The sequence below is a fragment of the Pseudofrankia inefficax genome (genome assembly GCF_000166135.1).
Classification (GTDB): Bacteria; Actinomycetota; Actinomycetes; order Frankiales; family Frankiaceae; genus Pseudofrankia; species Pseudofrankia inefficax.
Genome location: NC_014666.1, coordinates 8,014,339 through 8,038,294, shown reverse-complemented (window position 1 = coordinate 8,038,294; position 23,956 = coordinate 8,014,339). Strand labels below are relative to the sequence as shown.

General features: G+C 69.4%; 18 protein-coding genes. 2 read left to right on the top strand and 16 right to left on the bottom strand.

Annotated features, from left to right (window positions below):
- Positions 1-386 precede the first annotated feature (386 nt).
- The 5 genes from FRAEUI1C_RS32655 to FRAEUI1C_RS32630 form a co-directional block, all read right to left on the bottom strand.
- Positions 387-1,508: a hypothetical protein gene (locus FRAEUI1C_RS32655; RefSeq protein WP_013427656.1), complete on the bottom strand. Its 1,122-nt coding sequence runs from the start codon at positions 1,506-1,508 to the stop codon at positions 387-389.
- A 168-nt stretch (positions 1,509-1,676) separates the two neighbouring features.
- Positions 1,677-2,798 carry a hypothetical protein gene (locus FRAEUI1C_RS32650; protein WP_013427655.1) on the bottom strand — a complete coding sequence of 374 codons (1,122 nt, stop codon included), beginning with the start codon at positions 2,796-2,798 and terminating at the stop codon, positions 1,677-1,679.
- A 731-nt stretch (positions 2,799-3,529) separates the two neighbouring features.
- Complete coding sequence (locus FRAEUI1C_RS32640) at positions 3,530-3,937, bottom strand: arsenate reductase ArsC (protein WP_013427654.1); 408 nt, start codon at positions 3,935-3,937, stop codon at positions 3,530-3,532.
- A 44-nt stretch (positions 3,938-3,981) separates the two neighbouring features.
- On the bottom strand, positions 3,982-4,752 hold the full coding sequence (locus FRAEUI1C_RS32635; RefSeq protein ID WP_013427653.1) for an aquaporin: 771 nt from the start codon (positions 4,750-4,752) through the stop codon (positions 3,982-3,984).
- Between the two features lie 10 nt (positions 4,753-4,762).
- Positions 4,763-5,299 carry an ArsI/CadI family heavy metal resistance metalloenzyme gene (locus tag FRAEUI1C_RS32630; protein ID WP_013427652.1) on the bottom strand — a complete coding sequence of 179 codons (537 nt, stop codon included), beginning with the start codon at positions 5,297-5,299 and terminating at the stop codon, positions 4,763-4,765.
- A gap of 96 nt (positions 5,300-5,395) precedes the next feature.
- On the opposite strand from FRAEUI1C_RS32630, the gene FRAEUI1C_RS32625 reads away from it, so the two are divergent.
- Positions 5,396-5,812, top strand: coding sequence for an ArsR/SmtB family transcription factor (locus tag FRAEUI1C_RS32625; protein ID WP_013427651.1), 417 nt, complete (start codon positions 5,396-5,398; stop codon positions 5,810-5,812).
- 107 nt (positions 5,813-5,919) lie between these two features.
- Here the strand turns inward: FRAEUI1C_RS32625 and FRAEUI1C_RS32620 are convergent, their stop codons facing one another.
- The 7 genes from FRAEUI1C_RS32620 to FRAEUI1C_RS32590 form a co-directional block, all read right to left on the bottom strand.
- Positions 5,920-6,351 (bottom strand): nuclear transport factor 2 family protein, encoded by a 432-nt coding sequence (locus FRAEUI1C_RS32620; RefSeq protein WP_013427650.1) that lies wholly within the window; start codon positions 6,349-6,351, stop codon positions 5,920-5,922.
- Positions 6,352-6,386: 35 nt separating this feature from the next.
- Entirely contained in the window at positions 6,387-7,133 is a 747-nt protein-coding gene (locus FRAEUI1C_RS32615; protein ID WP_013427649.1) for an SDR family NAD(P)-dependent oxidoreductase, read from the bottom strand.
- Between the two features lie 471 nt (positions 7,134-7,604).
- Entirely contained in the window at positions 7,605-8,297 is a 693-nt protein-coding gene (locus tag FRAEUI1C_RS32610; RefSeq protein WP_013427648.1) for a TetR/AcrR family transcriptional regulator, read from the bottom strand.
- A gap of 109 nt (positions 8,298-8,406) precedes the next feature.
- Entirely contained in the window at positions 8,407-8,979 is a 573-nt protein-coding gene (locus FRAEUI1C_RS32605) for a carboxymuconolactone decarboxylase family protein (RefSeq protein WP_013427647.1), read from the bottom strand.
- Between the two features lie 112 nt (positions 8,980-9,091).
- On the bottom strand, positions 9,092-9,277 hold the full coding sequence (locus FRAEUI1C_RS39200) for a hypothetical protein (RefSeq protein WP_041259797.1): 186 nt from the start codon (positions 9,275-9,277) through the stop codon (positions 9,092-9,094).
- Positions 9,274-9,750 carry a hypothetical protein gene (locus FRAEUI1C_RS32595; RefSeq protein WP_013427646.1) on the bottom strand — a complete coding sequence of 159 codons (477 nt, stop codon included), beginning with the start codon at positions 9,748-9,750 and terminating at the stop codon, positions 9,274-9,276. The genes FRAEUI1C_RS39200 and FRAEUI1C_RS32595 overlap by 4 nt, the downstream gene beginning before the upstream one ends.
- An 89-nt stretch (positions 9,751-9,839) precedes the next feature.
- A complete protein-coding gene (locus FRAEUI1C_RS32590) occupies positions 9,840-11,246 on the bottom strand; it encodes an aromatic ring-hydroxylating oxygenase subunit alpha (protein WP_013427645.1) in 1,407 nt (468 codons plus the stop codon).
- A gap of 506 nt (positions 11,247-11,752) precedes the next feature.
- Here FRAEUI1C_RS32590 and FRAEUI1C_RS32580 point away from each other — a divergent pair.
- Entirely contained in the window at positions 11,753-12,325 is a 573-nt protein-coding gene (locus tag FRAEUI1C_RS32580) for a hypothetical protein (RefSeq protein ID WP_013427644.1), read from the top strand.
- 737 nt (positions 12,326-13,062) lie between these two features.
- On the opposite strand, the gene FRAEUI1C_RS32575 is transcribed toward FRAEUI1C_RS32580, so the two are convergent.
- The 4 genes from FRAEUI1C_RS32575 to FRAEUI1C_RS32560 all read right to left on the bottom strand — a co-directional run bounded on the left by FRAEUI1C_RS32575 (position 13,063) and on the right by FRAEUI1C_RS32560 (position 23,620).
- Entirely contained in the window at positions 13,063-14,433 is a 1,371-nt protein-coding gene (locus FRAEUI1C_RS32575) for a M35 family metalloendopeptidase (protein ID WP_013427643.1), read from the bottom strand.
- A gap of 79 nt (positions 14,434-14,512) precedes the next feature.
- Positions 14,513-15,796, bottom strand: a complete 1,284-nt coding sequence (locus FRAEUI1C_RS32570; protein WP_157735125.1) for a hypothetical protein — start codon at positions 15,794-15,796, stop codon at positions 14,513-14,515.
- A gap of 136 nt (positions 15,797-15,932) precedes the next feature.
- Entirely contained in the window at positions 15,933-22,229 is a 6,297-nt protein-coding gene (locus tag FRAEUI1C_RS32565) for a hypothetical protein (RefSeq protein WP_013427641.1), read from the bottom strand.
- Complete coding sequence (locus tag FRAEUI1C_RS32560; protein WP_013427640.1) at positions 22,226-23,620, bottom strand: hypothetical protein; 1,395 nt, start codon at positions 23,618-23,620, stop codon at positions 22,226-22,228. The genes FRAEUI1C_RS32565 and FRAEUI1C_RS32560 overlap by 4 nt, the downstream gene beginning before the upstream one ends.
- Between the last annotated feature and the right edge of the window lie 336 nt (positions 23,621-23,956).

Genomic DNA, 23,956 nt, shown 5'->3' with positions numbered 1-23,956 from the left:
GTAGCGCGCCGGCGGTGCTCGGCGCCCGCCGGTCGGCCAACAGCTCGACGCCACCACGCAATCGCCCGCCGGCTCGACCAGCGCGCCCGTTGAACGGTAGTTCAGCATGATCGGATGTCCGCGTCAACGGTCCTGGCAGCGCATTGCCCCGGCCCTTCCCGGCTATTGATCACCGCGGGCTCGGTCCAGGCTCCAGGGCCTGGTAAAGCCACCTGTCGGCGGAGGCACCGGATCCGGTGCCTCCGCCGACGGTCTGCATGCGGTCGATCCGAGGATCGGTGTCAGGTTCCATTGGCTGGCTGGGTGTAGACGTGTCCGTCCACGGTGGTGTTACCGCGCGTCGCGGCGGCCGGGCTGGGGGCGGTGATTGTCGTGCATGGTGTCGCCTACCGGGCGATCGAGGCGATGCAGGACACGACGCCGCCTTTCGCGGCGTTGACATTCGCGCCGAGCCGGTAGTCGCGTTCGGTGCGGGATACGGAGACCTGGCGCTGGGCGTAGAAGTCCTGGTAGATCTTCTCGATGTCCTCGCCCTCGTTGACGCATCCGATGTAGGTGCCGTTGTCGTCGAAGGGGGGGACCGCGAACAGGTGGGCGACCCTGATCGAGGGCGAGCTGAAGATCATGACGCCTGTGGTGCCGCGTAGGCCGATGGTGCGGGTGGCGACGTAGATGCCGGCGAACACGATGGTGTCGGGCTCGTCGGGTCCGTAGCTGACGCGGGCGCCGACCTGGACTCGCGGTGAGAGCAGGCCGCGTTCGTTGTCCTGCATGAAGGCGGCCATGTGGCCGGAGGCCATGTAGAGGTCGCCGTCCTTCTTGCCGTCGACGCCTTCCTTCCAGCCCTTGACGAGGAGGTGTTCGTCGGTGTCGTTGAGGACCAGTCCGAGGATCTTCTTCGGATTGTCCAGCGACAGATAGTGCAAAAGCCCGGTGAGGACCGCCACGACGGCGGCGATCGCGGCCGTCAGCCCGATGGTGGTGATCGCACTTCGGATCGCGACGGTGAGCGCCTGCCCGGCCCGCAGCTCTTTGATGACCTCGAAGGTCATCGGGGCGCCGACACCGGCCAGCCCCGCGGCGGCCAGCTCGATCGTGAGCCGTTCCGGGGTCTTGGCGGTCTGCATGGTCTCGAAGCGCTTCGCCAGCACGAGCAGGTACTCGCGCACACCGTCGCCGCGCAGGCTCAGAACGTGGGTGGCGTCGCCGCGGGTCAACGCGAGGTTCGGCTCGATGTCGACCTCGGTGTCGAGCATCCTGGCCAGCGCGGTGTCCTCGTCGAAGTCGGCGGCGTGCAGGCCGACCGTGCCGGCGTCGGGCTGGCTCGCCTCGTCCAGGAGGGCTTCGAGGAGCCGGACCCGAGCCAGCCGGGCCTTCTTGCGGTCGCTGAGCGCGTCGTTCGAGAAGATCGCGTACAGGTCGACCCCATGCCGCTCCTTGATCGACTCCATGATCTGTTCCGCGACCTGCCGGTCGCTGAGGTGGACATGCGCCGACGGGAGTTCCACCAGATACCTCCGAATGATCTCGACACAGAACATGAAGGCCGTGCCAGGCCGTCGTCTCTATTCCCTGGATGGAATGTGTTCACATTCCTGGCCGCGCTGTCGCGCGAGTCCGGCGATGACGACTCCCGACGGCCTTCGACCACGGCCGTCAGGAGTCGCCGCCGGGGCCTACTGGACGATGGAGGCGATACAGGACACGACGCCGCCCCTGGGGGCGTTGACGTTGGCGCCGAGCTTGTAGTTGCGTTCGGTGCGGGACATGGAGACCTGGCGGCGGGCGTAGAAGTCCTTGTAGATCTTCTCGATGTCCTCGCCGTCGTTGACGAAGCCCATCCAGGTGCCGTTGTCCTCGAAGTAGGGGACGGCGAACAGGTGGGCGATCCTGACCTTGGGCGAACTGAAGATCATGACACCTTCGGCGCCGCGGATTCCGACGTTGCGGTCGGCGAAGTAGATGCCGGCGAACACGAGGTTGTCGGGCTCGTCCGGGCCGAAGTTCACCCGGGCCCTGATCTGTACCTTCGGCGAGACGAGCCCGCTCTCGTTGTCCTGCATGAAGTTCGCCATGTGGCCGAAGGCCATGTACAGGTCGCCGTCCTTCTTCCCGTCGACGCCCTTCTCCCAGTTCTTGACGACGAGGTGCTCGTCGGTGTCGTTGATGACCATCCCGAGGATCTTCTTCGGGTTGTCGAGGAACATGTAGAGCAGGAACCCGACGAGGACCACGACGATGGCGCCGATCGCGGTCTTCATACCGATGTTCGAGATACCGGTCCGGATCGCGGCCATGACCGCCTGCCCGGCCCGCAGCGCCTTGATCACTTCCCAGGCCATCGGGACGCCGACGCTGATCAGGCCGCTGGCGGTCAGTTCGATCGCGAGCTGGCCGGGGGTCTTGGCGGTCTGCATGTTCTCGAAGCGCTTCGTGAGCATCGTGAGGTACTCGCGGACGCCGTCACCGCGCAGGCTCATCACGTAGTTCGCGTCGCTGCGCGTCAGCGACAGGTTCGGCTCGATGTCGATCTCGGTGTCCAGCATCTGCGCCAGCGCGGTGTCCTGGTCGAAGTCGGCCGCGTCGAGGTCGACCGCGCCGGAGTTCGGCTCGTTCGCCTCGGTCAGCAGCGCTTCCAGGAGCCGGACGCGGGCCAGGCGGGCCTTCTTGCGCTCGCTGAGCGCGTCGTTCGAGAAGATCGCGTACAGGTCGACCCCGTGCCGCTCCTTGATCGACTCCATGATCTGTTCCGCGAACTGGCGGTTCGTCAGGTGGTTCTGGTTCGACAGCAGCTCCATCGGGCACCTCCGGATGATTCCGACACGGAATCGTGCAGGCATGACAGGACCACCGCCGCGCTCCTGGATTGGAAGGCGGCGGTGCTGTTCGTCGTCGAATTGGCACAACTGTAGGCGGCGGGAATCCACGTGTTGCGCGTGTTTCCCGTCGTTCCGAATCGACGTGTCGCAGAAGCCGTCGTTGTCAACCTGGGGCCCATACGTCGACCGGCACGCAGAGCCTAGCGGCGGGCCGAACAGCGCGTCCAACCAGAACACCTCGCGGTGAATTCTCCGCACAAAACCGCCATCGAATCACCGGCGCATCGCGCCGGGATTCGCGTTGTTCACCGCACGTGCCTGGCGGTGGGCCGTCAGACGGCGGCGGTGTGGCTATCGGTCACGGCACCTTCCGGGCGGTGCTCGACCGGGCCGGCGGCGGTGGATCTCGGCGGTGCGGCGGTGGCGGCGATCGCGAGCGCAGCGCCGCGGCCTTCCGGCGACGGCGAGGGTGAACGTCCCGCGGATCGCGCCGACAAGTGCGGCGAGGTCGATGACCGCGGACGGGTCGAGCTCGCGGGAACGTGGCGCGGCGGAGACGCCGGCGCCGCTGCCACCGATCGCGCCGATGTGCGCGACAAACAGCCCCTTCCAGGGCCGGCGGCAAGGACGCGGGTCACCCGCGCCGCTGGCCAGGGCCCGGATCGGGCCGGCCACTGCTCGTCGCGCGGGGTGGGACCGCGATGCCGCGATCAGGCGGCAGGCAGGAGTTCGCCGAGCAGTTTCTCGACGCGGGCGCGGATCGCGTCGCGGATCGGGCGGACGGCGTCGAGGCCCTGGCCGGCGGGGTCGTCGAGTTTCCAGTCCTCGTAGCGGATGCCGGGGAAGACCGGGCAGGTATCGCCGCAGCCCATCGTGACGACGACCGTCGACGCCTCGACCGCGTCGATGGTGAGGACCTTCGGGATCTCGGCGGCGATGTCGATCCCGACCTCGGCCATCGCGGCGACCGCGACCGGGTTGACCTGGTCCGCGGGCATGGACCCGGCGGAACGTACCTGGACCCGGCCGGCGGCGAGGTGGGTCAGGAAGCCGGCGGCCATCTGGGAGCGGCCGGCATTGTGGACGCAGACGAACAGTACCGACGGGAGGTCGGACACAGCGAAGTCCTTTCTAGGCAGCCTGGCCGGGCTGCCGCAGCAGGTCAGACGGTGTGAGGCGCGGGTAGAGCGTGGTCATCGGCGACCGTGGACGGGGGCGGCAGCACCTCGGCGACCTGTTCCTGCCCTGCCGGCGTGGAGCTGTAGAGCAGGCGGACCAGGCCCAGGCCGACCGCGCCGCCGACCAGCTGGGCGGCCACGAAGGCCGGTACGGAGGCGGGGGCGATGCCGGCGAACGTGTCGGAGAACATCCGCCCGACGCTGATCGCCGGGTTCGCGAAGCTTGTCGAGCTGGTGAACCAGTACGCGGCGCCGATGTAGGCGCCGACCGCTGCCGGGGCCTTCTCGCCACGGCCGGACCGGGCCAGCGAGAAGATCAGCAGGATCAGGCCGGCGGTCGCGACCACCTCGGCGAGCAGGTGCGCGCTGGATGCCCGGTGGTGGGTGGAGATCGACGCCGCCGGCCGGGCGAACATCAGGTTCGCCAGGACGGCGCCGCCGACACAACCCGCGACCTGGGCAGGCAGGTACGCGGCGGCATCCCGCCATGACAGCCCACCGAGCGCCGCGTCGACCAGGGTGACGACCGGGTTGAAGTGCGCTCCGGACACCGGGCCGACCATCAGGATGATCGCGTAGAGGCCGGCGGCGGTCGCCGCCGCGTTCTCGACCAGCTCCAGACCCACCTGGCCGGGGCTCAGCTGCTGCGCCGCGATGCCGCTGCCCACGACGAGCGCCGCGAGCAGCAGGCTGCCGATCGCCTCGGCGGCGACCCGCCGCACCAGCGGCGGCTGGCCGCCCAGAAGGTCTGTCACCGGCGGGCGCTCAGCAGCAGTGGCCGGTCGAGACCGGCTCACCCGCGAGCAGATTCACCACGCCCGCCGGCACCGCCGCCGCGGCGGCCGGCGTGCAACAGACGTCGCCGGGCTCGGTCCCGGCGAGCCGCTCGGCCGCGGACGAGGTCGATCCCGGACGAGCGGTCTCGCTGTCGGCGAGGACGGTGTAGACCTCCCAGGGTGCGCCGTCGGGGTCGTCGACCCAGACTTTGTCCTGCAGCGCGTAGCAGCAGGCGGTGTTCTCCTGCACGGCGGTCGCCAGCCCCGCCCCCGCCAGCCGGGCGGTGGCCGCCGAGACCTCGTCGGTGGTCTCGACCTCGACGCCCAGGTGGTTCAGCGCGCCCGCGACGCCGGCGCCCCGGGCCTCGGGGTTCTCGATCAGCACCAGCTTCAGCGGCGGGGTGTCGATCGCGAAGTTCGCGTACCCCGGCCGGCGCTTCGCCGGCTGCACGCCGAACAGCTTCCCGTAGAACTGCACCGCCGCGTCCACGTCCGAGACGTTCAACGCCAGCTGCACCCTGGCCATACGACCACCCCTAACATCGACCACCGTCTATGTCTGACGGCACGAGGATGGCGGGTGAGATAGACGCCTGTCAATGCCTTGAGGCATGCTGGGTCCATGGCGACGACATCCCCCATGGAGACGAGGCTCGACGCGACCGGCGAGCCCGAGCCGGGACCCGGCCTGCTCGGGGCGATGTCCGCCTGCTGCACGCCGCTGGCTCGTGAGCCACTGTCCGCGGCGGAGGCCGACCAGCTCGCCGCTGTCCTGAAGGCCATCGCCGTGCCGGCCCGCCTGCGAATCCTGTCGATGATCTACGCCCGCGACGGTGGCGAGGCGTGCGTCTGCGAGCTGACCGAACCCCTCGGCCTGACCCAGCCGACCGTCAGCCACCACCTGAAGGTCCTCGTCGACGCCGGCCTGATCAGCCGCGAGAAACGCGGCGTCTGGGCCTACTACCGGCCCGTACCCCACGCGATGGCTGCGCTCGCCGCGATGCTCACCCCGACCGTGAGCGCCAGCGAGGCCGCCTGACCCGCCCGGTGCCGCACGGCCGGCCTCGGGGCCGGCGCGCCGGTCGGACTGGCCAATGCCGGCGGCACCAGACTCGAACACGGGCCGCTACCGGCGACGCGGACGGTTCAGGCCGCCGCGGGCCGGTTGATGAACCAGACGAGCTTCTCCACGAGATTCTTGCTCTTCCAGCCGTTCGGGGTGCGCACGAAGTCGTGGTAGTAGTAGCCACCGCAGGAGCTCTGTTCGGCCATCCCGGGCACTTGCATCGGGTTGAAGAACTGGGCGATCACCTTGGCTGTGTCGCCGTCAAGAGTGATCTCGATGTTCGTGATGTAATGGATTTTCATCGGCATCTTGCCGAGACCTTGCTCCAGGTAGGTCGCCATGTCGTCACGTGTGGAGACGGGCAGCGTGCTCGACGTCGAGGTGTAGTCGATGAGGGCGTCGGGGGTGAAGACCGACTTCCACAGCTCGAAGTCGTTCGTGTCCACCCCGCGGGCGTAGCGCGCCAGCTGCTCCTGGATCTCCAGCTTGTCCGAGAGCGTTTGCAGGTCCATGGGTTTCCTCTTCCTCGGGCGGCGGGTGGGCCGGGTCAACTGATGGTCAGGCCGTTGTCCACGGCGTAGACGGCTCCGGTGATTGACTTCGCCTCTCCGGAGGCGAGGAAGGCGAACAGGGCCCCGATCTCGTCCGGCATGGCGACGCCGCGGTAGCCGGCCATGCGGCGGGAGAGATCAGCGTCGCGGTCCTGTGGGAATGTCACGCTCTTCGCGATGTTCGTTAACGTTCCGGCAGGCGCGATGCAGTTGACCCGCATCGGCGTCTTGATGAACTCGACCGCCAGCGACCGCGTGAGCGCAATGATCCCGCCCTTGCTGGCCGCGTAGGCCGCCGAGTACGGCACACCCTGGATGCCCGCGTTCGACGCGATGTTGATGATGGTGCCGCCCGACGCGAGCAGGTGCGGGATCGCGGCCCTGCAGAGGAAGAACGGGCCGTCGAGATTGACCGCCAGGGTCCGCCGGTAAAGGTCGACAGAAGTCTCGGTGGTGTGCGCCGGGGTGTAGATACCCGCGACATTGCCGAGCACGTCGAGCCGGCCGAACTCGGCGACCGCCGCCGCCACCGCGGTCGCGCATGCCTCCGGGTCGGCGACGTCGACCGGGCGGACGCTGACCGCCCCCTGAGCGAGGCGCTTCGTCTCGACCAGGCCGTCCTCGTTGATGTCCGCGGCCAGCACGGCGGCGCCTTCGAAAGCCAGCCGGACGGTGATCGACCGGCCTATGCCCGAGCCGGCGCCGGTGATGAGCGCTACCTTGCCTTTAAACCGTCCCGTCATGGCCTCAGCTCCTTTTGTCATGGAGGGTTTGAACGGACGGCCGTCGCCACTGGCTGCGGTTGCGAACCTCCGCCGGTGGTAACTCGCACGTCCATGTCGCCCTGCTGGAGGTAGCCGTCCGGCGGCGGGCCGCCACCTGCTGGTGTAAGGCGATCTTCTCGCCCCGATTCATGGCGGCCTTCCTTCTCAGGGTGTCCCTCGGGTGTGTGCTCGTCCGTCCTCCGCGTCGCCGCGCCGTCGGAATTAATCATCAGATGATTAACAGATGGGCGGCGCTGACGCAACCAACCCCGCCTGGTCGCTGCCGTCGGCGGGGGTGGCCTCGTGCGCTCAGGCTCCCTGTGCGGACGGCGGCACGTGTCGACTCGCAAGGACGCGCGGGTCGGCCGTCGGACCAGAGCGTCGCGACGCAGGCCCCGCCGGGCTTCGGTTGGTCTCGTCGCCGCGACGATTGTTCCGCGTCGGCCGGGCTTACAACGGAGGTGACTGTGCCCGTGCGCGGCTCGATGGCGCGAGGTCCGCGCCGTCAGCGGTCTGGTGGCCGGGCGTGGCCCAGAACTTTCCCTGGATCATCAGCTTCAGCGCCTGGATCGTGCTGTGGTACTCGGCGGTGGGTGCCGTCAGTGCTTGTTCGTAGAGGCCCATGAGCAGTACGCCGATGACATTGGTGGCGGCCTGGAGGTCGATGCCGTCGGCCAGTACGTGCTGCTCGTCGGCGTCGCGCAGGATGCCGGTCACGACGCTGTGGATGGACGCGACGATGGTGTCGCTGTTCTGCGCCAGGTTGAGGTCTGCGGCGCTTTCGACGCGGATCGCGCGGTCGAAGGGCACCGCGTACGGACTGTCGTGGACCATCTGGTCGGCTTCGTCGAGCACGGCCATGAGCTTGTCGAGGACGCCGTCGGCGGCGGCCACGGCCGCCGTGAACCGCGGGACGGTCTGCTGGGCGATCTCGCGGAAGGTCTCCTTGACCAGTTCTCCCTTGTTGGGGAAGTAGTGGTAAAGGCTGCCGCTGGTCATGCCCGCGGTCCTGGCGATCTGGCGGATGGTGGCGCGCGCGTAGCCGACCTCGGCGACACAGCGGAGGGTCGCGTCGATGAGGCGCTGCCGGGTCTGGTCACCGCGGGCGCCGACCGGCCTTCCCAGCAGTGGCGGGGTGCTCACCACGGTCTCCTCGCTGTCGTGTCACCCGAGTGTCACACGCGCGATCAGTCGTCCGGTGTCTCACCCTGTCCCTGTACGGGGTTGCCGCCGTCGTGCCGCGAGGCGGCGCTCACCCCGGCGAGATCGGGTCGTCGGGCTCGATCCCGAAGCTGCGCAGCATGGACGCGACGGTCTCGTAGGCGCCGATCGTGAAGATGACGTCGAGCAGCTGTTTCACGTCGAATGCCGCGCTGAGGACCGACCAGGTTTCGTCGGTCACCGTTCCGGCGGTGAGGACCTCATCGACGGCGGTCAGGAGGGCAGCGTCCAGGTGCCCGAAGTACGAAACGGCCGGGCCGGTGGAGATCTGGGCGGCATCCTCGGCCGTGAGGCCGGCGGCGGCGGCGAGATGGATGTGCTCCGCCCACAGGTAGCCGCAGGAACGACGCGCGGCGACGCGCAGCACGAGGATCTCGCGTTGCCGGGGTGTCAGCGTGGTCGCGAGCAGGACCTGGCCGTTGAACGTGAAGAAGGCCCGCGCGAGCTCCGGATGGTGCGCGAAGGTGCCCAGCATGCCCATCGGCCTGGGCTGTCCGTCCGCGGCCGGCATGTCATGACGCGGATTCGGGGGGACCATGGCCGCGAGCGCGGCGTGCATCTCGGGCGGGAACTGGCCCGGCGGCAGCGGGTTGACACGCGCCATACGGGCGCTCCCTTCAGGGGGACTATCACGTGGACCAGGGCGACTTCCATGCCGTGGTCCCGGTCCGAATGGACGCGGGCGAATCACTCGTCGTAGGCGATGTGCAGGCGAGTCATCCCCGGAGCATGAAGGTCGGCAGGTAACGGAACCTCCTGGCACCCGCCGGGCCGTGCCTGTCCTCGTCGATCCAGAAGCGCGAGGTGCGCGCGAAGAGCAGGGTCTGGCTCACGACGGTCTCGGCGCGGGCGAGATCAGGCGTCGCGGCCCGTTGGCCGCGACGCCCGGGGACCTGTTTCATTCGGTTATCTGGATGCCCTCGTAGCTTTTGAGCGTCTCGGGGTCGGGTAGCTGCATCTGCAGGTACACCGCGAGATGGACGACCTTGCCGGCCGCGTCGAACTGGTAGGTCGTCGCGGAGTTCACGGCGCTGCTGAAGCTACCTACCGTGCTGCGTTCCTCGAGCTCCAGCAGAACCAGATCGCCGACTTCCGTGACTCGCCGGAACGAGCACTCCCACTCGGAGGAACGCGCCCACTGAGTGAGGAAGGCGGCGTACTCCGGCCAGTTCATGACCTCCTTGAACGGGCCGATCCGCTCGAAGGAGTCGACCGCGACCAGCTCGGCGACCGGCGCCCAGTTCTTCTCCGAGAACCCGGGATCCTTGCCACCGTCGACGATCTTCTTCATGAGCTGCGTGTAGTCCAGGACGACCCGAGCGAGACCCGTGTAGTCGTCGATGACCTCATCGAGATCGCGTAATGCTGGCGCCATAACCCTGCTCCGGGGGTGCGGGTGGGGATTCGTCACGATGTCTTTTCGGATGGTGGGGACCCGCGCCTGGCTCGTCCCGTCGAGAGACGTCAGGATTCGGCGCCGGTCAGGTACCGGTCGAGGACGTGGTGGAACCTCGCGACCACCATCTCCTCGCGGGTGATCGTCTCGTGGGTCAGCCTGTTGTTGCGCAGGCCGGCCTGCTGGCGCTGCATCTGCTCGTAGTCCTGCTGCAGCGCCTCGAAGTAGGTGTAGCTGCCCGGCTCCTCGACGACGACCGGCTCCGCTTTCGCCAGTGCGGCCAGGTCATCGGACAGGTACATGTAGCTGGCGACATGCCAGACGCACTTGTTCGGGTCACCGGAGGAGTGCGGGGTGGGCATGACGATGTGGCACTCGCCGGCACGGACGGTCATGAAGAAGTTCGGGAACAGTACCCAGCCCTGGTTGTCGGTCATCTGGTTGTCCGTCAGCTCGCCGACGTCCAGCCCCATGCCGGTCAGGGTGTCGCGGGTCGCCCGCTGCAGCAGCGTGCGCGCCGTGACGCCGTCCGGGAAGACCAATACGCCGTCGTCGCCGCGGTACTCGGCGACGAGTTCCTCGAAGCGCGGCAGCATCAACGGGACCGCGGGGAAGGTGTCGGGAAGCTTGCGGATTCCGGCGACCTGCTCCTCCGGGCCGAAGGTCTCGCCCTGTGCGCCGTCGGGGCCGGAAGCGGGCCTGGGCACGTCGAACGGCGTAGTGGCCACACCGTGGTCACCGAGGAACCAGTAGCGGCCCTTCTCGGGGTCCGGGTAGATCACGTTCAGCAGCTGCGGATGCACGCCCCAGAGGTGGTAGCCCTCCTGGAAGGCGTCCATGACGACCTTCCAGTTGCACTCCAGCGCCTCCTCGACGTCCATCACCGTCACGAACTGCTCCATCCGGTACGGCTGGAGCAGTTCCACTACCTCGGGGCCGAGGTATTCGGCCAGGGGTTTCGCGTCCGGGTCCGGGTTGAGGAAGATGAACCCGCCGAACGTGTCCACCGGCACTGGCAGTAGCGAGACGTCGTTTCTGTCGACGCCGGCGCGGCTTTCGCGCAGGATGCCCCGGCAGTCGCCCCGCAGGTCGTAGGACCACAGGTGGTACTGGCAGAGGAACTGTCGTGAGTTGCCTTTGCGCTGCGCGCAGAGCAGGTTGCCGCGGTGGCGGCAGGCGTTCACGAAGCCGCGGATGACGTCGTCGCGGCCGCGCACGATGATGAACGACTGGTCGAAGAGCTGGTAGGTCTTCCAGTCGCCGGCCTTCGCCAGTTCGTCCACCCGGCCGACGACCTGCCAGGTCCTCATCCAGATCAGGTCCCGCTCGCGGGCGGCGATCTGGGGCGACGTGTACCGCTCGGTCGTGATCTTCCAGGAGAGCTCGCCCGCCTCGCAGTCCAGGCCGGACAGGCCGAGCTCGGCATCGTCCAGCCAGTCGCCCGGCAGGGTCGGTCGTGTCGCCTCGATCGTCATCAGTCCGTTCTCCTCACGCGGGGGCGAGTCAGCGGGTCGAAGGTGCTGTGCGGGGGGCCGTGCGGCGCGGCGCAGACCGCGGACAGGCGGGGGCAGGTCCGGACCGCCGCGCTACGGCGGGGCCGGCGCCGCGCCTCGGAGGCAGCGGGCGGCACCGCGCCGATCACGTCCATGCCAAGCCCAGCACTGGACCGATCGTGCCGGTGTCCCAAATCAATCGTTTGATTAATGGGATGGTGCGCGCCACACTCGGCCAGTGTCAAGCCGCGCTTCAGCGACGAGAGGACCGACATGGCCGTCGAGAGGACCACCGCGATCGTTGGCTGTCAGCGCGAGCAAGCTCGGGACGCGGATGGGCGTAGCGGCAGGTTGATGCGACCAACCCGAGCCGGTGCGCAGCGGACCGTCGTCGGTGGGCTTGCCTTGCAGGTTGGCTGTCATGCCGGACGAGGCCCTCGGGTCGCGGCCCGGCAGCGCGAGAGCGGGACCCTGGCTACGGTCGTGCGGTGCATCCGATCACCGCGGACGATCCGCTCACCGATGAGGAGGCCGTCGCGCTGTTGGCGCGGCTGCCCACCCGCCTCGAACCGGGGCTGAGCCCGGCCGAGTTCGACGCGGTCGAGTCCCGGTACGGCCTCCAGTTCGCGCCCGAGCATCGGACCTTGCTGACCGCTGGCCTGCCTGTCGGGCAAGCGTGGCCGAACTGGCGCCACGGCTCTGAGAGTTCTCTACGCGACCGGCTGGCGTGGCCCGTCGACGGCACGCTCTTCGACGTTGAGCGCAATGGCTTCTGGGATGAATCTTGGGGTCCTCGGCCGAAAGAGATGGCGCGAGCTGTCGATGTCGCCCGCGATTGTCTCCGCCAGGTGCCGGTCATGGTGCCGGTCTACGGCCATCGGTACCTTCCGTCAGGCGCCGTCACTGGGCACCCGGTGCTCTCCATGCACCAGACCGACATCATCATCTACGGCGCCGACCTCGCCGACTACCTAGCCGCCGAGTTCCAGTTCGAATTCCAGGGCGAACCAATCCACCACGGGTCCGTGGCGACCGTGGCCTTTTGGTCACAGTTCGTGTGAAGACAGCCCGGGAGCCTCCACGGCGGCCGGCAATAACGTTCGGCGCCGCGGGCACGCGGCCGAAGTGGGCGCCGTCGATGGCGGTGTCCACCGTGAACGCCAGCAGGCGCTCCGCCGGCCGCCGGTCCGGGGCAGACGTGGGGTACAACTCGCTGGAGAGGTGCTCGGTCCCGGGAACCCGCGGGTCTCGGCCGTCGAAGGCCTCCCTCGCGCCGGGCTCGAAGCATCCTGCACGGCCCGTGACGACCCGAATCTGGAAGAACGGGATCCCACTCTCCGGATCGCTGAGCCTGGCGATCACGATATACCGGTCGTTTATCTGCGCCCACAGCCCGGCACCAACCGGCGGCAAATCGTATTCCAAAGGGGTTCTCAGGCCTCGCGGTACGGGAGGGCCCTTGACGACCCGACCGACCCCCACCACGTGTGTCCATGGTGCGCTTCGCGCCGACCACCGCGACCGTCCCGATCGTGCTCGCGAGGATGGTCCAGACACCGACGGATGGTCGGTCGACGAGCATAGCCGTGACCTCGCCACTCATCGAAGTGCTCACAAGGCGATGGGATACCTACCTGCGCAGTGCGGCGGCGTCGTGGTCTGGTCACAATTCCCCGTGCAGGTCCCCCGGTACCAGGACCCCGTGCAGAGACGTCGATGTCGTGACGCGGAGCCCAGCCGGTCGAGCCACCCACGCCCATGACGTTCCTACCGGGAATCTGTCTGCGCCTCGGCGGACTCAGCTCGTCGCCAGGCCGTTGATGAAATCGGTGACGGCGGTGCTGAAGCTAGCGATAAAAGGATCTTCGTCGACGACTTTATCAACCCACCGCAGAAGGGCGACGGGGAAGGCAACGCATCCCTGCCTGGCCAGGTCCGTCACCACCAGCCGCAGCGCGATCGAGGCTATTTCACCGGCCGTCGAGATGTAATCTGGAATGGAGCCGAGGACGCGGCCGTCCACGCTCACCATGACAGTGGGAGGGTCGGTGATTTCGAGCCTGACGTCGCCGACTATCTTCATCAGAGTATCGGCGGCGTCACTTAGTTCCTCGAACAGGACCTGCGACAGGACCTCGCCGACCGTGGCCGCCTCTGCTCCGATCAACTGGGCGGCTACCGCCCGAAAGTTCTTGTATTTGAAGCGCATCCTCCCATCGCGGACCTCATATACCTTCACGTTGTCCGCACACACCCACGCGCGAGCGACCTTCAGTCTCATGATGACGACTGCTCGTTCTGTGCGGGTCAGCTTCGGGGGGCTGGCGCCGACAATCCTCTGCCAGATGCCTGCGTTCAGCCAGTCGACCGCGAGCTGCTCGTAGTTGGCCGCGTTCTTGAGGCGAAGATCTGGTGTCAGCGCGGCCTGCAGGCCCTGCTTTCGGTAGATCAGGTCGACCGTATAGCGTCCTTCGTTGGCGTGGGTACCTTCGTGCACCAGCGGGGGGATCAGTCCCGCCACCACTTGCGCCCTGGTCGCCGCGGTCACCATGAACGGCCTCAGCTTGATGTACGACTCTGGTCCTCTCCCCACCGCGAGTGCCGCCATGCTGTCCGGCAGTCCCGGATCGAGTACGAACCCCTTCCCGCTGTTGACCTTGCCGACCTCGGACTCGAGCACCAGCCGCTCGAGGGTCGCGGCGGTCTCCGAAAAGCACGCGAGGGCGGCGGTGGTGCCGACGCCCTTGCCGAACGCCTCTTCCACGAGGCTTCTCCAGCCCAGGTGTCTCCAGTCGCTCTGCAGGTTCTCGTCCATCATGGAGATCCACGCCACGGCTTCCCGCAGGACGTTCAGGTGCTCCTCGGTGAGCGCTGCCGCGGCCGGGGCTGCCGCGGGATGCCGGGTAACGTACAGGTGCTGGAGGCGCGCCAGCCTTTTCATTCCATCGTCCAAGCCGCGCCGAAGTCCGGCGGCCGATCCGCTCGCGTCCAGCGAGCTCCACCAGTCGGACACTGTCCGAGAAGCGCCGGGGAACGACGTGGAGTCGCTCATCCTGTCGTCCATGTACCGCAGCCTCGCGCCGACGATGGCACGGTAGTTCTCCAGGAGAACCGACAGATCCAGCCCCGAGAGATCCGCGGGTACCGGGGGCACGGTGGACAGCCTCATAGTGAACCTTTTCCATCTACAGGTCGAATGTTCAGGATCGCACCTGCCCGCGGGCGGCAATGGAAAAGGTTCCCAGGCACTAGCTCGCCGCCAGCTCCGCGAGAAAGTCGTTGACAGCACCGAGCAGGGCCTCGTTCAGGAGTTTGTCGCTCTGCATGACCACGCTGACCCAGGTCAGAAGTTCCTCGGGAAAGGCGACGAGGCCTCGGCTGGTCAGGTCCGCCACGACGACCTGCAGGGCGGCTGAGGCCAGCTGACCGGCCGTCGCCACGGGATCCGGAACGACGCCGAGCTCGCGACCAGACATCTTGATCTTGGCGTGGGGCGGGTCTGTCAGGACGAACTCCTCGTCGCCCACCACTTTCATCAGGGCGTCGGCAGCGTCGTTGAGCTCGTCGAGGCGACCCTGCGCCATCAAGGCGCCGACGACGTCGGCCTCCGCGCCGATCAGGCTGGAGACGCTCGACTGCCACTCCGGGTACTTGAAGGTAACCGCGCCCTCGTCGCCGTACGTCGCCTGCCGAATGTTGTAGGCGCATACCCACGCTCTGGAAACCTTGATTCGCATAATCGCCAACGCTTTGTCCGCGCGGCTGAGCGTCGGCGGTTTGGCGGCGATACCGGCCCATTGCTCGCGGCTCGGGGCGATCCAGTCGATCGCGAGCTGCTCGAAGTTAGCCGCGTTCGCGGGGCGCAACAGGTACGGCAGCGCGGCATGCAGGCCGTTCTTGCGGTAGACGAGGTCGGCCGTCGCCCCTGGCTTGATGGTGTGAGTACCTTCGTGCACCAGCGAAGGGACCAGCTTATTGACCAGTTCCGACCTGTTTACCCCGGTCGGCGCGAACGGTCTTATTCGGATGTAGGCATTGGCTCCCGCCCCTACCGCGAGCGCCGCCATGCTTTTCGGCAGTCCCGACGACAGTACGAATCCTTTTTCGGCGTTCTCCTTGCCCACCTCGGAGTCTTTGAGTAGCCTTTCGAGGGATTTCGTTGTCTCCCGAAAAACGTGCAGCGCATGGTCGCTCTGCGGACCGAACGCCTCGTGGACGAGAGATTTCCAGCCGCTGAAGGTACTGCTACTGTGAAGGCTCTCGTTCATCTTTTTGATCAGGTCGACGGCCTCGGTCAGGACGTCGAGATGACCCTTCTCCAAGGCATTCCTAGGGGGCGTCTCCGGCAGGGGACTCCAGTTGGCAAAGATGCCCTGAAGGCGCAGGAGCATGGCCACGCCACGTGTCAGCCCCTGCTGCAGCTCGCCCGGCGGCACGTTCGGGTTCAGCGAACGCCACCCGTCAGCCACATACTGCATTTGGGTCGAGAAACCCGGGTTGTCACCCATGCCCGGTGGCTTGTTGCGATCCATGTACCGCAGTCGTGCGTCCACCATGGTGCGATAGCTCGCCAGGAGCGCAGGCCGGTCCAACGCCGAGATATCCGCGGGTACGGTTGGTATTGACATCGTCTACCGTTCTCCTGGCACCGTCCGTCAGAACCGGGGGTCAGGACTGGGGCGTGGGCAGGTACACGACGGTCACGCGGGCGGCCCAGGTGCTCAGGCTGTCCGAACGATCGGCCCGGACCCGTACGGCGTAGGTCACGCCCCGCTGGTAGGGCAGCCTGGCCGGCGCCCGCACCGCGACGGTCACGCGGCCGGACCCGCCGGTGGACGGGTCGGACCTGCCGGCCGGCTCCACGACGCTCGTCACCGGCTTGAAGTCGACGCCGTCCACCCTGGTCACCTCGATGCGGTAGTCCGCCGCGCCTGGCACGGCTGAGAAGGCGACGTTCAGCGCGCCGTCAAGGGCGTCGACGGTCAGGCCCGCGGGGGCCGCGAGGACCCGGACGGTCACGGTCGCGGGCGCACCAGGGTCCGCCGGGATGTCGCCGCCGCGGCGCGACACCTGGGCCGTGTAGTCGCCGGCGACCGGGTCGTCGACCGGGACGATCGCCTCGCCCTGGGGGGCCGCGCCGCCTGGCCCGGGCTCGGCGACGGTGTCGGTCGCCGTGGACACCACGCCGTCCGGACCGGTCACCTCGACCTCGTAGTCGCCAGCGGGGCCGTCCCAGGTGACGGTGAGGTGGCCGTCGCGGACGGCGGCGCGAGCCGCGGGTGAGGACAGTTTGGTCAACGACCTGGTCGCCCAGTCGCTGCGCGCCTCGGCGCGCTGCGCGCGGACCCGGCCGAGGAAGTCGCCGGCGGGCAGGCTGGCGGCGGGTGCCGCGTGGGTCAGCTGGAGCGGCCAGTCCTCGGCACGGCGCGTCACGCGGGCGAGGAGCGGCCCGGCGGCGTCGTGTGACCGCAGCTCGGCCTCATAGCCGCCCGCGTAGCGTTCCGGCGGCCAGCTCAGGCTGAACTGACCGTCCGCGTACGTGAGGTGGACGTCCGTCGGCGTCGCCGGCGTCGGCGTGGCTGTCGGCGGCTCTCCCCCCGTGCTTTCCCCGCCGCCGCCGGCCGCGGCGACGCTGGTCGCGACCGCCACCACCGCCGCCGCGGTTCCCGCGGCGATGGTCGCGGCGGTGGCCAGCGCGGTCGCGGCGGCCTCCGCCGCGGCCACCGCGGCCGCGTCGACGAGGCCCTTGCAGAGCAGGGTCGAGACATAGCCGGCCGCCCGCGGGCCGAAGACCAGGCCCGCGAAGATGGCGATCTTCGCTGGATCCCGGAGCAGCCTCGACACGAGGTCCGCTGCCCCGCCCGCCGCCGCGCTCGCCAGCGCGTCGGGCAGGTCGTGGAAACGGGTGGCGCTCGCCACCCGGGCCTCGAACGGCGCGAAGTCCATGGTCAGGAAGGGCTTCGCCTGGCCGGTCAGCGTGAACGCGCACGTACCGGTGCAGGAGAAGACCAGGAAGTCCCCGTCCGAACGCACCGTCGGGGTGAGCGTCCAGGAGGTGCGGAACGCCTGGTCCACGGCGAAGTCCGCCAACGCCCCGCACCCGTCCCCAAGGGCGGCGTCGAACACCGAGCGGATCGCCGCGAGGACGTCGACCAGGTCGCGGGCCCAGGTGAAGGTGGGCCAGTCCGCGATCTCGAAGCGGTCGGTGCCGTCCGCGTGAACGGTGTAGGTGAATCCGCAGGTCAGCTTCCCGAAGACGGGGAGCCGACGGGCGGACGCGAGCTGTCCGGTGAAGGTTCGCGTGCCGTGGGCATCCTGGGCGACGCCGACCGTGACGGTGCCGAACGCCGCGCCTAGGAAGTTGACGCCGGTCGCGAGCACGAACGAGGCGTGCGTTCCGGTGGCGAACGTGATCTCGGGCCCGCCGAGGTAGGCGAGCCGTGCCGTGTCCTGCCGGGAACCGGCGAGCTGCGCGAACCGCAGGTCCACCGGCTCCGTCAACGCGAGGGTGCCGCTCACCCCGACCGGAGCGCCGGTCGTCCGGTCCGTCGCCACGGTGATCGCCGCGTCGACGGTGACCTCGGCGACCAGCCGGACGGCCACCCGCGCGGCCAGGTGGTAGCCGTCGAGCAGGTGTTTGCCGTCGGGCCCGGTGAGCGCGCGGAACGGGTCGGCGCTGGCCCGGTAGTAGTAGATCCGCGAGCCGGGTAGCAGGGCGATGTCGACGAACGAGCCCCAGCCTGCGCCGGGGCCGGGCACGCAGTCTTCCAGGAACGACGCGAACGAGAAGCGGCTCTCGACGGTGAGGCTGGCGAGCGCCGGGAGCCCGTTGACCGTGTCCAGCTCGGCGGCGAGCGCGAGCCGGGTGTCGGGACGCCCGGCTGAGGGCCTGGGGCCGAGGAGGGCTCGCCCCCGCAGCGCCAGCCGGACCGACCGGCCCCTCGCCCGGACCGCCGGTGTGTCGGGCGTCGCCGCGGCGGCGGGTCTCGCGTAGTCGATGCGCAGGACCAGCGCGAGTCCGTCGATCTCGGTGCCGGGCAGGCCGAACGGCACGACCGACTGGCCGGTGGGCGCGAGCTCCGCGGCGGTGGTCAGGTGGTCGTCGTCGCCCAGCAGCGTGACGTCGAAGCCGTAGGAGCGGTCGAACAGGGTCAGCACCACGCGGGCGTCGAGGGTGAACTCGTGCGCGGCGGCGGGCCGGTAGGCGAGGCGGACCGCGGGCAGGCTGGCCCGATGAGTGATCCGCACTCGCCCGCCGAACAGGGCGATGTCCGCGAGCTCGGCGAGGAAGAGCGTGTTCGCCGCGTCGGCGTGGTCGATCCGGGCGAAGAGCCGGATCGAGGGCGTCCCGCCCGTCCCGGAGATCTCCATGACCGACCGCAACAGCGTCCCCGGTGCCGCGTTGCGCACGTCGAGCTCGGCGGTGAACAGCGTTCCGTCGGTCAGCTCCAGCGGCGAGCCCACCAGGTCGGCGACCGGCGAGGGGAGCTCGGGCGCGGCCGCGGCCAGGGCGGTGCCGATGCGCGCGGCCACCGCGCTGAGCGTCTCGCCGGTCGGTAGGCTCGCGACGATCAGCCGGGCGTCGCGGACCATGAGAACGTCGTCGACCCCCAGGCTCGGAAACAGCCGGCTGAACACGAACCCGTCGTCGAGCGCCACCGCCAGCACGAAGCTCGCGTCCGTCGTCAGCAGCACCGCGTCGCCAGAGCTCGCGAGCCGGCCGTGCAGCACCAGATCACCCGCGGTGAGGTTGGCCCACAGCGTCGCCGAGCTGAAGGCCGGCGCGGTGAGGCCGACGGGCAGCACGTCCGCCCAGCGCCGGCCCGGCGCGGCACCGGAGACGTCGTCGGTGAGCGTGGGCAGGCTGAGCTGGGCCGCCTCGGCCGGGGCGACCGTGCCGGTGAGGATCAGCGGTGTCGCCGCGGTCCCGAGCCGCAGGCCGACCGTGGTCCGCAGGCCCGCGAAGCTCAGCGCTCCGGCGAGGGTGACCTGCACCGGGGCGCCGGTGCGCGCGACGTCGACCGCCCCGCGCAGCTCCTCGACGGCCAGCGTCATCGCGCCCAGTCGCGGATGCCAGTCGAAGCCGGCCTTTCCCGCGACGTGGAACCGGCCGGTGTCGGGGACGGCAACCAGGTCGGCGGTCCGCAGGGTGATCCTGGCGGGGAGCGCGCCTGGCGACCCGTTTCCGGCGGCCACGGCGAACGCCTGGTCGGACAGGTCGTTCGCCGTTGCCACGAGGTCGAGCTCGACCTCCTCGGTGAGCGAGCCGGCGAACTCCCAGGGCCCCTGCCTGGCCGGTTTGGCCGCCCGGACCTGGAAGGTGACGGCGCCGACCGTCACGGTGCCGACCACCGCGCCGGTGAGCCGTCCCGGGCGAACCGGGAAGTCGGCGTCGATCTCGGCCCGCACCTCGGTGATCGACAGCCTGCCCGGGATGACCGTCCACAGGTCGGGGACGGCGATCTGCGCGGCGAATCCGGCCAGCGCACCGTCGGTACCGCGGAACCGGACGACGACCTTCGACAGCTCGAACCCCTGCGCCAGCGGGAGCGTGGCGGGCAGATACCGGCGGATCTCCGCCGGGGCCATCCAGTGGTCCAGCTGCGCGAAGCCGTCGAGGCTACCCGTGCGGGCGAAGACGGCGGGCTTGTTCCAGGCGATCCGCAGGTACCAGTCGGCGTCGAAGTCGGGTTTGATCATCGCGGCGTCGACGGAGTGCCCGCCCAGCGTGACGACGCCGGAGAGCATGCCGCTGCCCTGCCGGGTGCCGACCGCGGTGGTGCGCCGCAGCGCGAGGCTCGCCTCCAGGTCCGACACGACCAGCTGGCCCATGATGATCGTCCAGGGTGCCGACTGCCGGATGCCGACGCTCAGCGAGGCCAGCTGGCCGGCCGCGGGGTCGTGGTCGAGCGCGAGCTGGACGATGTCGAGACTGCCAAGGCTCGCGAGGCCGGTCGGCAGGGTGGTGCTCCCACCGCCCAGCAGCCTCGTCAGGTCACCGATCGACGGAAGCTGGATCTTCTCGCCCGAGGCCAGGGCGAAGGTCCACAGGCCCGTCTCGGCATCGGCGGGAATCCTCGCCTCGAGGCCGAACCGCGAAACCCGCCGGGCCCCACGGCGGAAGGCGACCGTGCCGGTGATCGTGCCGTACGGCGACCAACGGCCGCCGCCGCGCTGCAGCGACAGATCGACCGTCCAGTCGGACAGCTCGAAACCATCGGTGCCTCTGCCGGCGAACTTCCACGGCTGGGACTGGCGGAAGCGCGGCAGGACGCCCGTGACCGTCCGCGCGTTCAGGTCGACGTCGAGGACGACCTGGTCGAGCGTGATCGGGCCGCGGGCCACCAGGGTCGCCGGCAGCGAGCCCAGCGCCGCGCCGTCGGTGAGCCCGGCGCTGGCCGCGGCGGTCGCGAGCGCCGGCAGCCGCGCGGGCTCGGTGAACTCCACCGTCGCCGGTGCCTGGGCGCCGAACCGCACCCTGACCGGATACGAGGCGCCGCCCAGGGTGACCGTGCCGGTGGCGGCGGCGGCGAACGTCGTCCGCGAGACCTCCGCAGTCCCGGCGGACCAGGGTCGCCTGGTGACCGTGAGCGCCAACGCGGTGCCCTCGACGTGCAGCTCGGGAGCCGAGACGATCCGCCAGGGTGTCCGCGGCACCGCGACCGAGAACTCGGTACGGGTCGGCCCGCGACCGCTCGCGTCGGTGGTGATCGTAAGACCGTTGATCGTCGCGGGGCCGGGCAGCGCCGGCAGGGTCCGCAGCGCGGTCAGCACCGGGTCGGGCGTGGCCGTGACCGCGAGCGCGGCACCGACGGACCCGAACGCCGGGAATCCCGCCTCGGTACCGACCCGGACGACGACGGTGCCCGACCAGGCATGCGGCAGGTCGACCTCGGCCCGCACCGGTTCCCCGCCCAGGCCGGACAGCACGCCGACAGCCAGGAAGGTGCTGGTGTTCGGGGCTCCCGGCGCCGCGCTCTCGCCCGGGGGGTCGGTGCGCAACGTCACGGTCGCGGCCGTCAGGGTGAGCGGGTCCTGGCCGGCGCGGCCGAGGACGAGGTCGAGCTGGCTGGTGGAGGTCAGGGCGAACGCCGGACGGCCGTGCGCGTCGAGCCGTACCGCGCCGCGCAGCGTGACCGGCGTCCGTTTGGCCGCCGTGGCGGCATCGACGGCCACGCCCACCCTGGTGCGGATGGTAGTCACGCCCTCGAACTGGAGGTCCGCGGCGGCGCCGGGACTCGTCGAGGCCGTGAGGGTCGCGGACCGGAAGACGACACCGTCGGCGGCATCGCCGGCAAGCACACCGAAGCCCGCGCCCCAGGTCCAGCCGGCGGGAAGGCTCACGGTGAGGCGGCCGCGCAGAGCCCGGTCCGTCCCGACGGCGGCGGTGAACGTGCAGATCAGGGGCGCCGATCCGAACGTCACCGCCTCGTCCGTCGGCGGGGTGAGGGCGCCGTGCAACGTGAGGGTGGTGCCGTCGTCGGCCAGCGTCGGGCCCGTCGACGAGTCGATCACGATCAGCCGCCCGAACGCCGCGGCCAGCTCGGTGGCCACCCTGTCCGCCTGCGCGGGCTGCCCGGCGAGGAAGACCTCTGCGTCGAAGGCGTACCGGTGCGACGTACCTGACCCGTCGACGCTGGTGCGATGGGCGATCAGCCGATCACGCAGCAGCTCGAGGGGCGGCTCGGGCGACCACAGGTCGAACGCCACACGAGCGCTCCAGGGGCTGAGCGTGACGTGGCGCACGGCCTGGACCATGGTGTGGTACACGCCGACCTGCTGCGACGAGGGGTCGATCGCGAAGTAGACCGACGTCCCTCCGGCCGGTCCCATGTTGATGGTGCCGTCGGGGGCATCGCTCCTGAGAATGTGGGAGTTGACGCCGGCGAGCGGCGTCCAGCTGAGCAGCACGCCGCTCTTGTACGACGTCACGCGCAGGTCCGGGGCCGGCAGGTCGTCACTCATCCGGCGGCTCTCTCGTCGAGGGCGGTCAGCTTCCGTCCAGCGCCGAAGTCCAGCGGCGTGACTCCGGCGGCCGTGAAGGCGTCGACGCCGATGCCGGGGACAGCCGACGGGTCGGTGGACCAGCGCGCGATCTGCTCGTGGTAGTGCCGCAGCGCCGGCAGCGCCGGGAACTCGGTCAGGAGACGCGGTGCGCGGACCGAGGTCGCGACCAGTTCGTTGGCGAAGATGTCGAAACTCTGAAGGATCGACCAGGTGAAGCCGTGCAGGCCGATCAGCTCGCCGAGCGGGTTTCCGGCTGAACCCGGTGGGTGGGACCTCGCGGCGAACAGATAGGTCGTATACCGCCACTCGACCGCGAGATCCGTCGGGCCGAACTCCAACGGCGCGATCGTGACTCCGCCCGCGGCCGGAGACCGGGGCGTCCACATCGGCCCGAGCTCGGGCAGCACCGAGTTGTCGAGGTCGGCGACCACCCGCCGGCTGTCCACCCCGTCGCCGAGCGGGACGAGCTCGGCCATCTTCCACATGCCGCGCAGCACCGCCGACTGCCGGGCCGACTCGACGTCCGCCGGGTCCAGCCGGTAGATCTCGATCCGGGTGCCCGCCGGATCCGGCGCGACGCAGAAACACTGCGCGCCCTGCCGGACAAGGAGATACGGACCGACGACCTCGCCGGCCAGGTCCCTGTACCGCTGCCCGGACTGGCCCTTCGGGACCAGCTCGGACAGCGCGATGTCGAAGACGCCCCGCAGCGCCACGTCGGCCGCCGTCGGTCTCAGCGAGCGGTAGGGCGCGATGGGCGCGAGCAGGTCGCGTAGGTCGCCGGCGGTGAGCAGCCCCGGCGAGACGGCGCTGACCAGCGACGCGCACCGCGCCTGGTTCGGGGTCGCCGGCGCCGACGGGAACAGCAGCACGCCGTTGCGCCGTGGGTAGGTCCCGAAGTCCCGCGCGCTGGCGACCGGTACGGGCAGCGCCCCGGTGAGCGCGTAGAACGGCTGGCGCGTCGCATGGGCCGAGGCCACGGCGTCGGCGGGGCCCATGTAGTCCACGAAGCTGAGATCGGCGGCGGCGTAGGGCCCGCGGTCGGCGAACTGGCCCCCGTAGGAGTCCGGCGGGACCGGTACCCCGTCGAAGAGAACCTGTACGAACTGCTGGTAGCCCAGAAAGTCGACGTCACCACGCGCCCGAGGGTCGTCGTCCTGATACGGATCGTAGTAGGCGCGCGCGAGGATCGGCTGACCGTAGGAGTCGTCGATACCGAAGAAATGCGGGCCGATCTGCCAGTGAAGACGACCCAGGGGCGCTTTTACCTGGTGATTCTCGACGACGCCGCGCAGGTGCCATACACCGTCGGGCTGTACGGGGTCAAGGAGGGAAAGTCCCTGTGGCACAGTTGGCCCTACGATCTCGCGAGCACCGGAACGAACACCGTCTTTTTCCTCCGTTGACCCACCCGGCCAGCACCATCCTCAACAAGCGGTGACGCTCGGTATCCAAAAATGTATGCAGAGCATATATCATTGGGCTTGGTTAGGCGCAAGGGCGTGAAACGCCGGAAAACCCTGCTCGTTAGCCCTTCTTGTCCACGCACAGACAATGGCGCACGATGTCGACACCATTGTGCGCCACTACTCTTCTTGCTCGTGTTGGTGACCGTGCGTTATCCGCCTCCTCCACCGAACGCGCCCTGCGGCGGCTCAACACCCAGAGCCACCGAGCCGAGCTGA

Bases quoted from the DNA above. Each gene is read 5' to 3' on its own strand.
- FRAEUI1C_RS32650 (WP_013427655.1), bottom strand. From the start codon at position 2,798: ATGGAGCTGCTGTCGAACCAGAACCACCTGACGAACCGCCAGTTCGCG.
- FRAEUI1C_RS32630 (WP_013427652.1), bottom strand. From the start codon at position 5,299: ATGGCCAGGGTGCAGCTGGCGTTGAACGTCTCGGACGTGGACGCGGCG.
- FRAEUI1C_RS32625 (WP_013427651.1), top strand. From the start codon at position 5,396: ATGGCGACGACATCCCCCATGGAGACGAGGCTCGACGCGACCGGCGAG.
- FRAEUI1C_RS32620 (WP_013427650.1), bottom strand. From the start codon at position 6,351: ATGGACCTGCAAACGCTCTCGGACAAGCTGGAGATCCAGGAGCAGCTG.
- FRAEUI1C_RS32615 (WP_013427649.1), bottom strand. From the start codon at position 7,133: ATGACGGGACGGTTTAAAGGCAAGGTAGCGCTCATCACCGGCGCCGGC.
- FRAEUI1C_RS32605 (WP_013427647.1), bottom strand. From the start codon at position 8,979: ATGGCGCGTGTCAACCCGCTGCCGCCGGGCCAGTTCCCGCCCGAGATG.
- FRAEUI1C_RS39200 (WP_041259797.1), bottom strand. From the start codon at position 9,277: ATGAAACAGGTCCCCGGGCGTCGCGGCCAACGGGCCGCGACGCCTGAT.
- FRAEUI1C_RS32595 (WP_013427646.1), bottom strand. From the start codon at position 9,750: ATGGCGCCAGCATTACGCGATCTCGATGAGGTCATCGACGACTACACG.
- FRAEUI1C_RS32590 (WP_013427645.1), bottom strand. From the start codon at position 11,246: ATGACGATCGAGGCGACACGACCGACCCTGCCGGGCGACTGGCTGGAC.
- FRAEUI1C_RS32575 (WP_013427643.1), bottom strand. From the start codon at position 14,433: ATGAGGCTGTCCACCGTGCCCCCGGTACCCGCGGATCTCTCGGGGCTG.
- FRAEUI1C_RS32570 (WP_157735125.1), bottom strand. From the start codon at position 15,796: ATGGATCGCAACAAGCCACCGGGCATGGGTGACAACCCGGGTTTCTCG.
- FRAEUI1C_RS32565 (WP_013427641.1), bottom strand. From the start codon at position 22,229: ATGAGTGACGACCTGCCGGCCCCGGACCTGCGCGTGACGTCGTACAAG.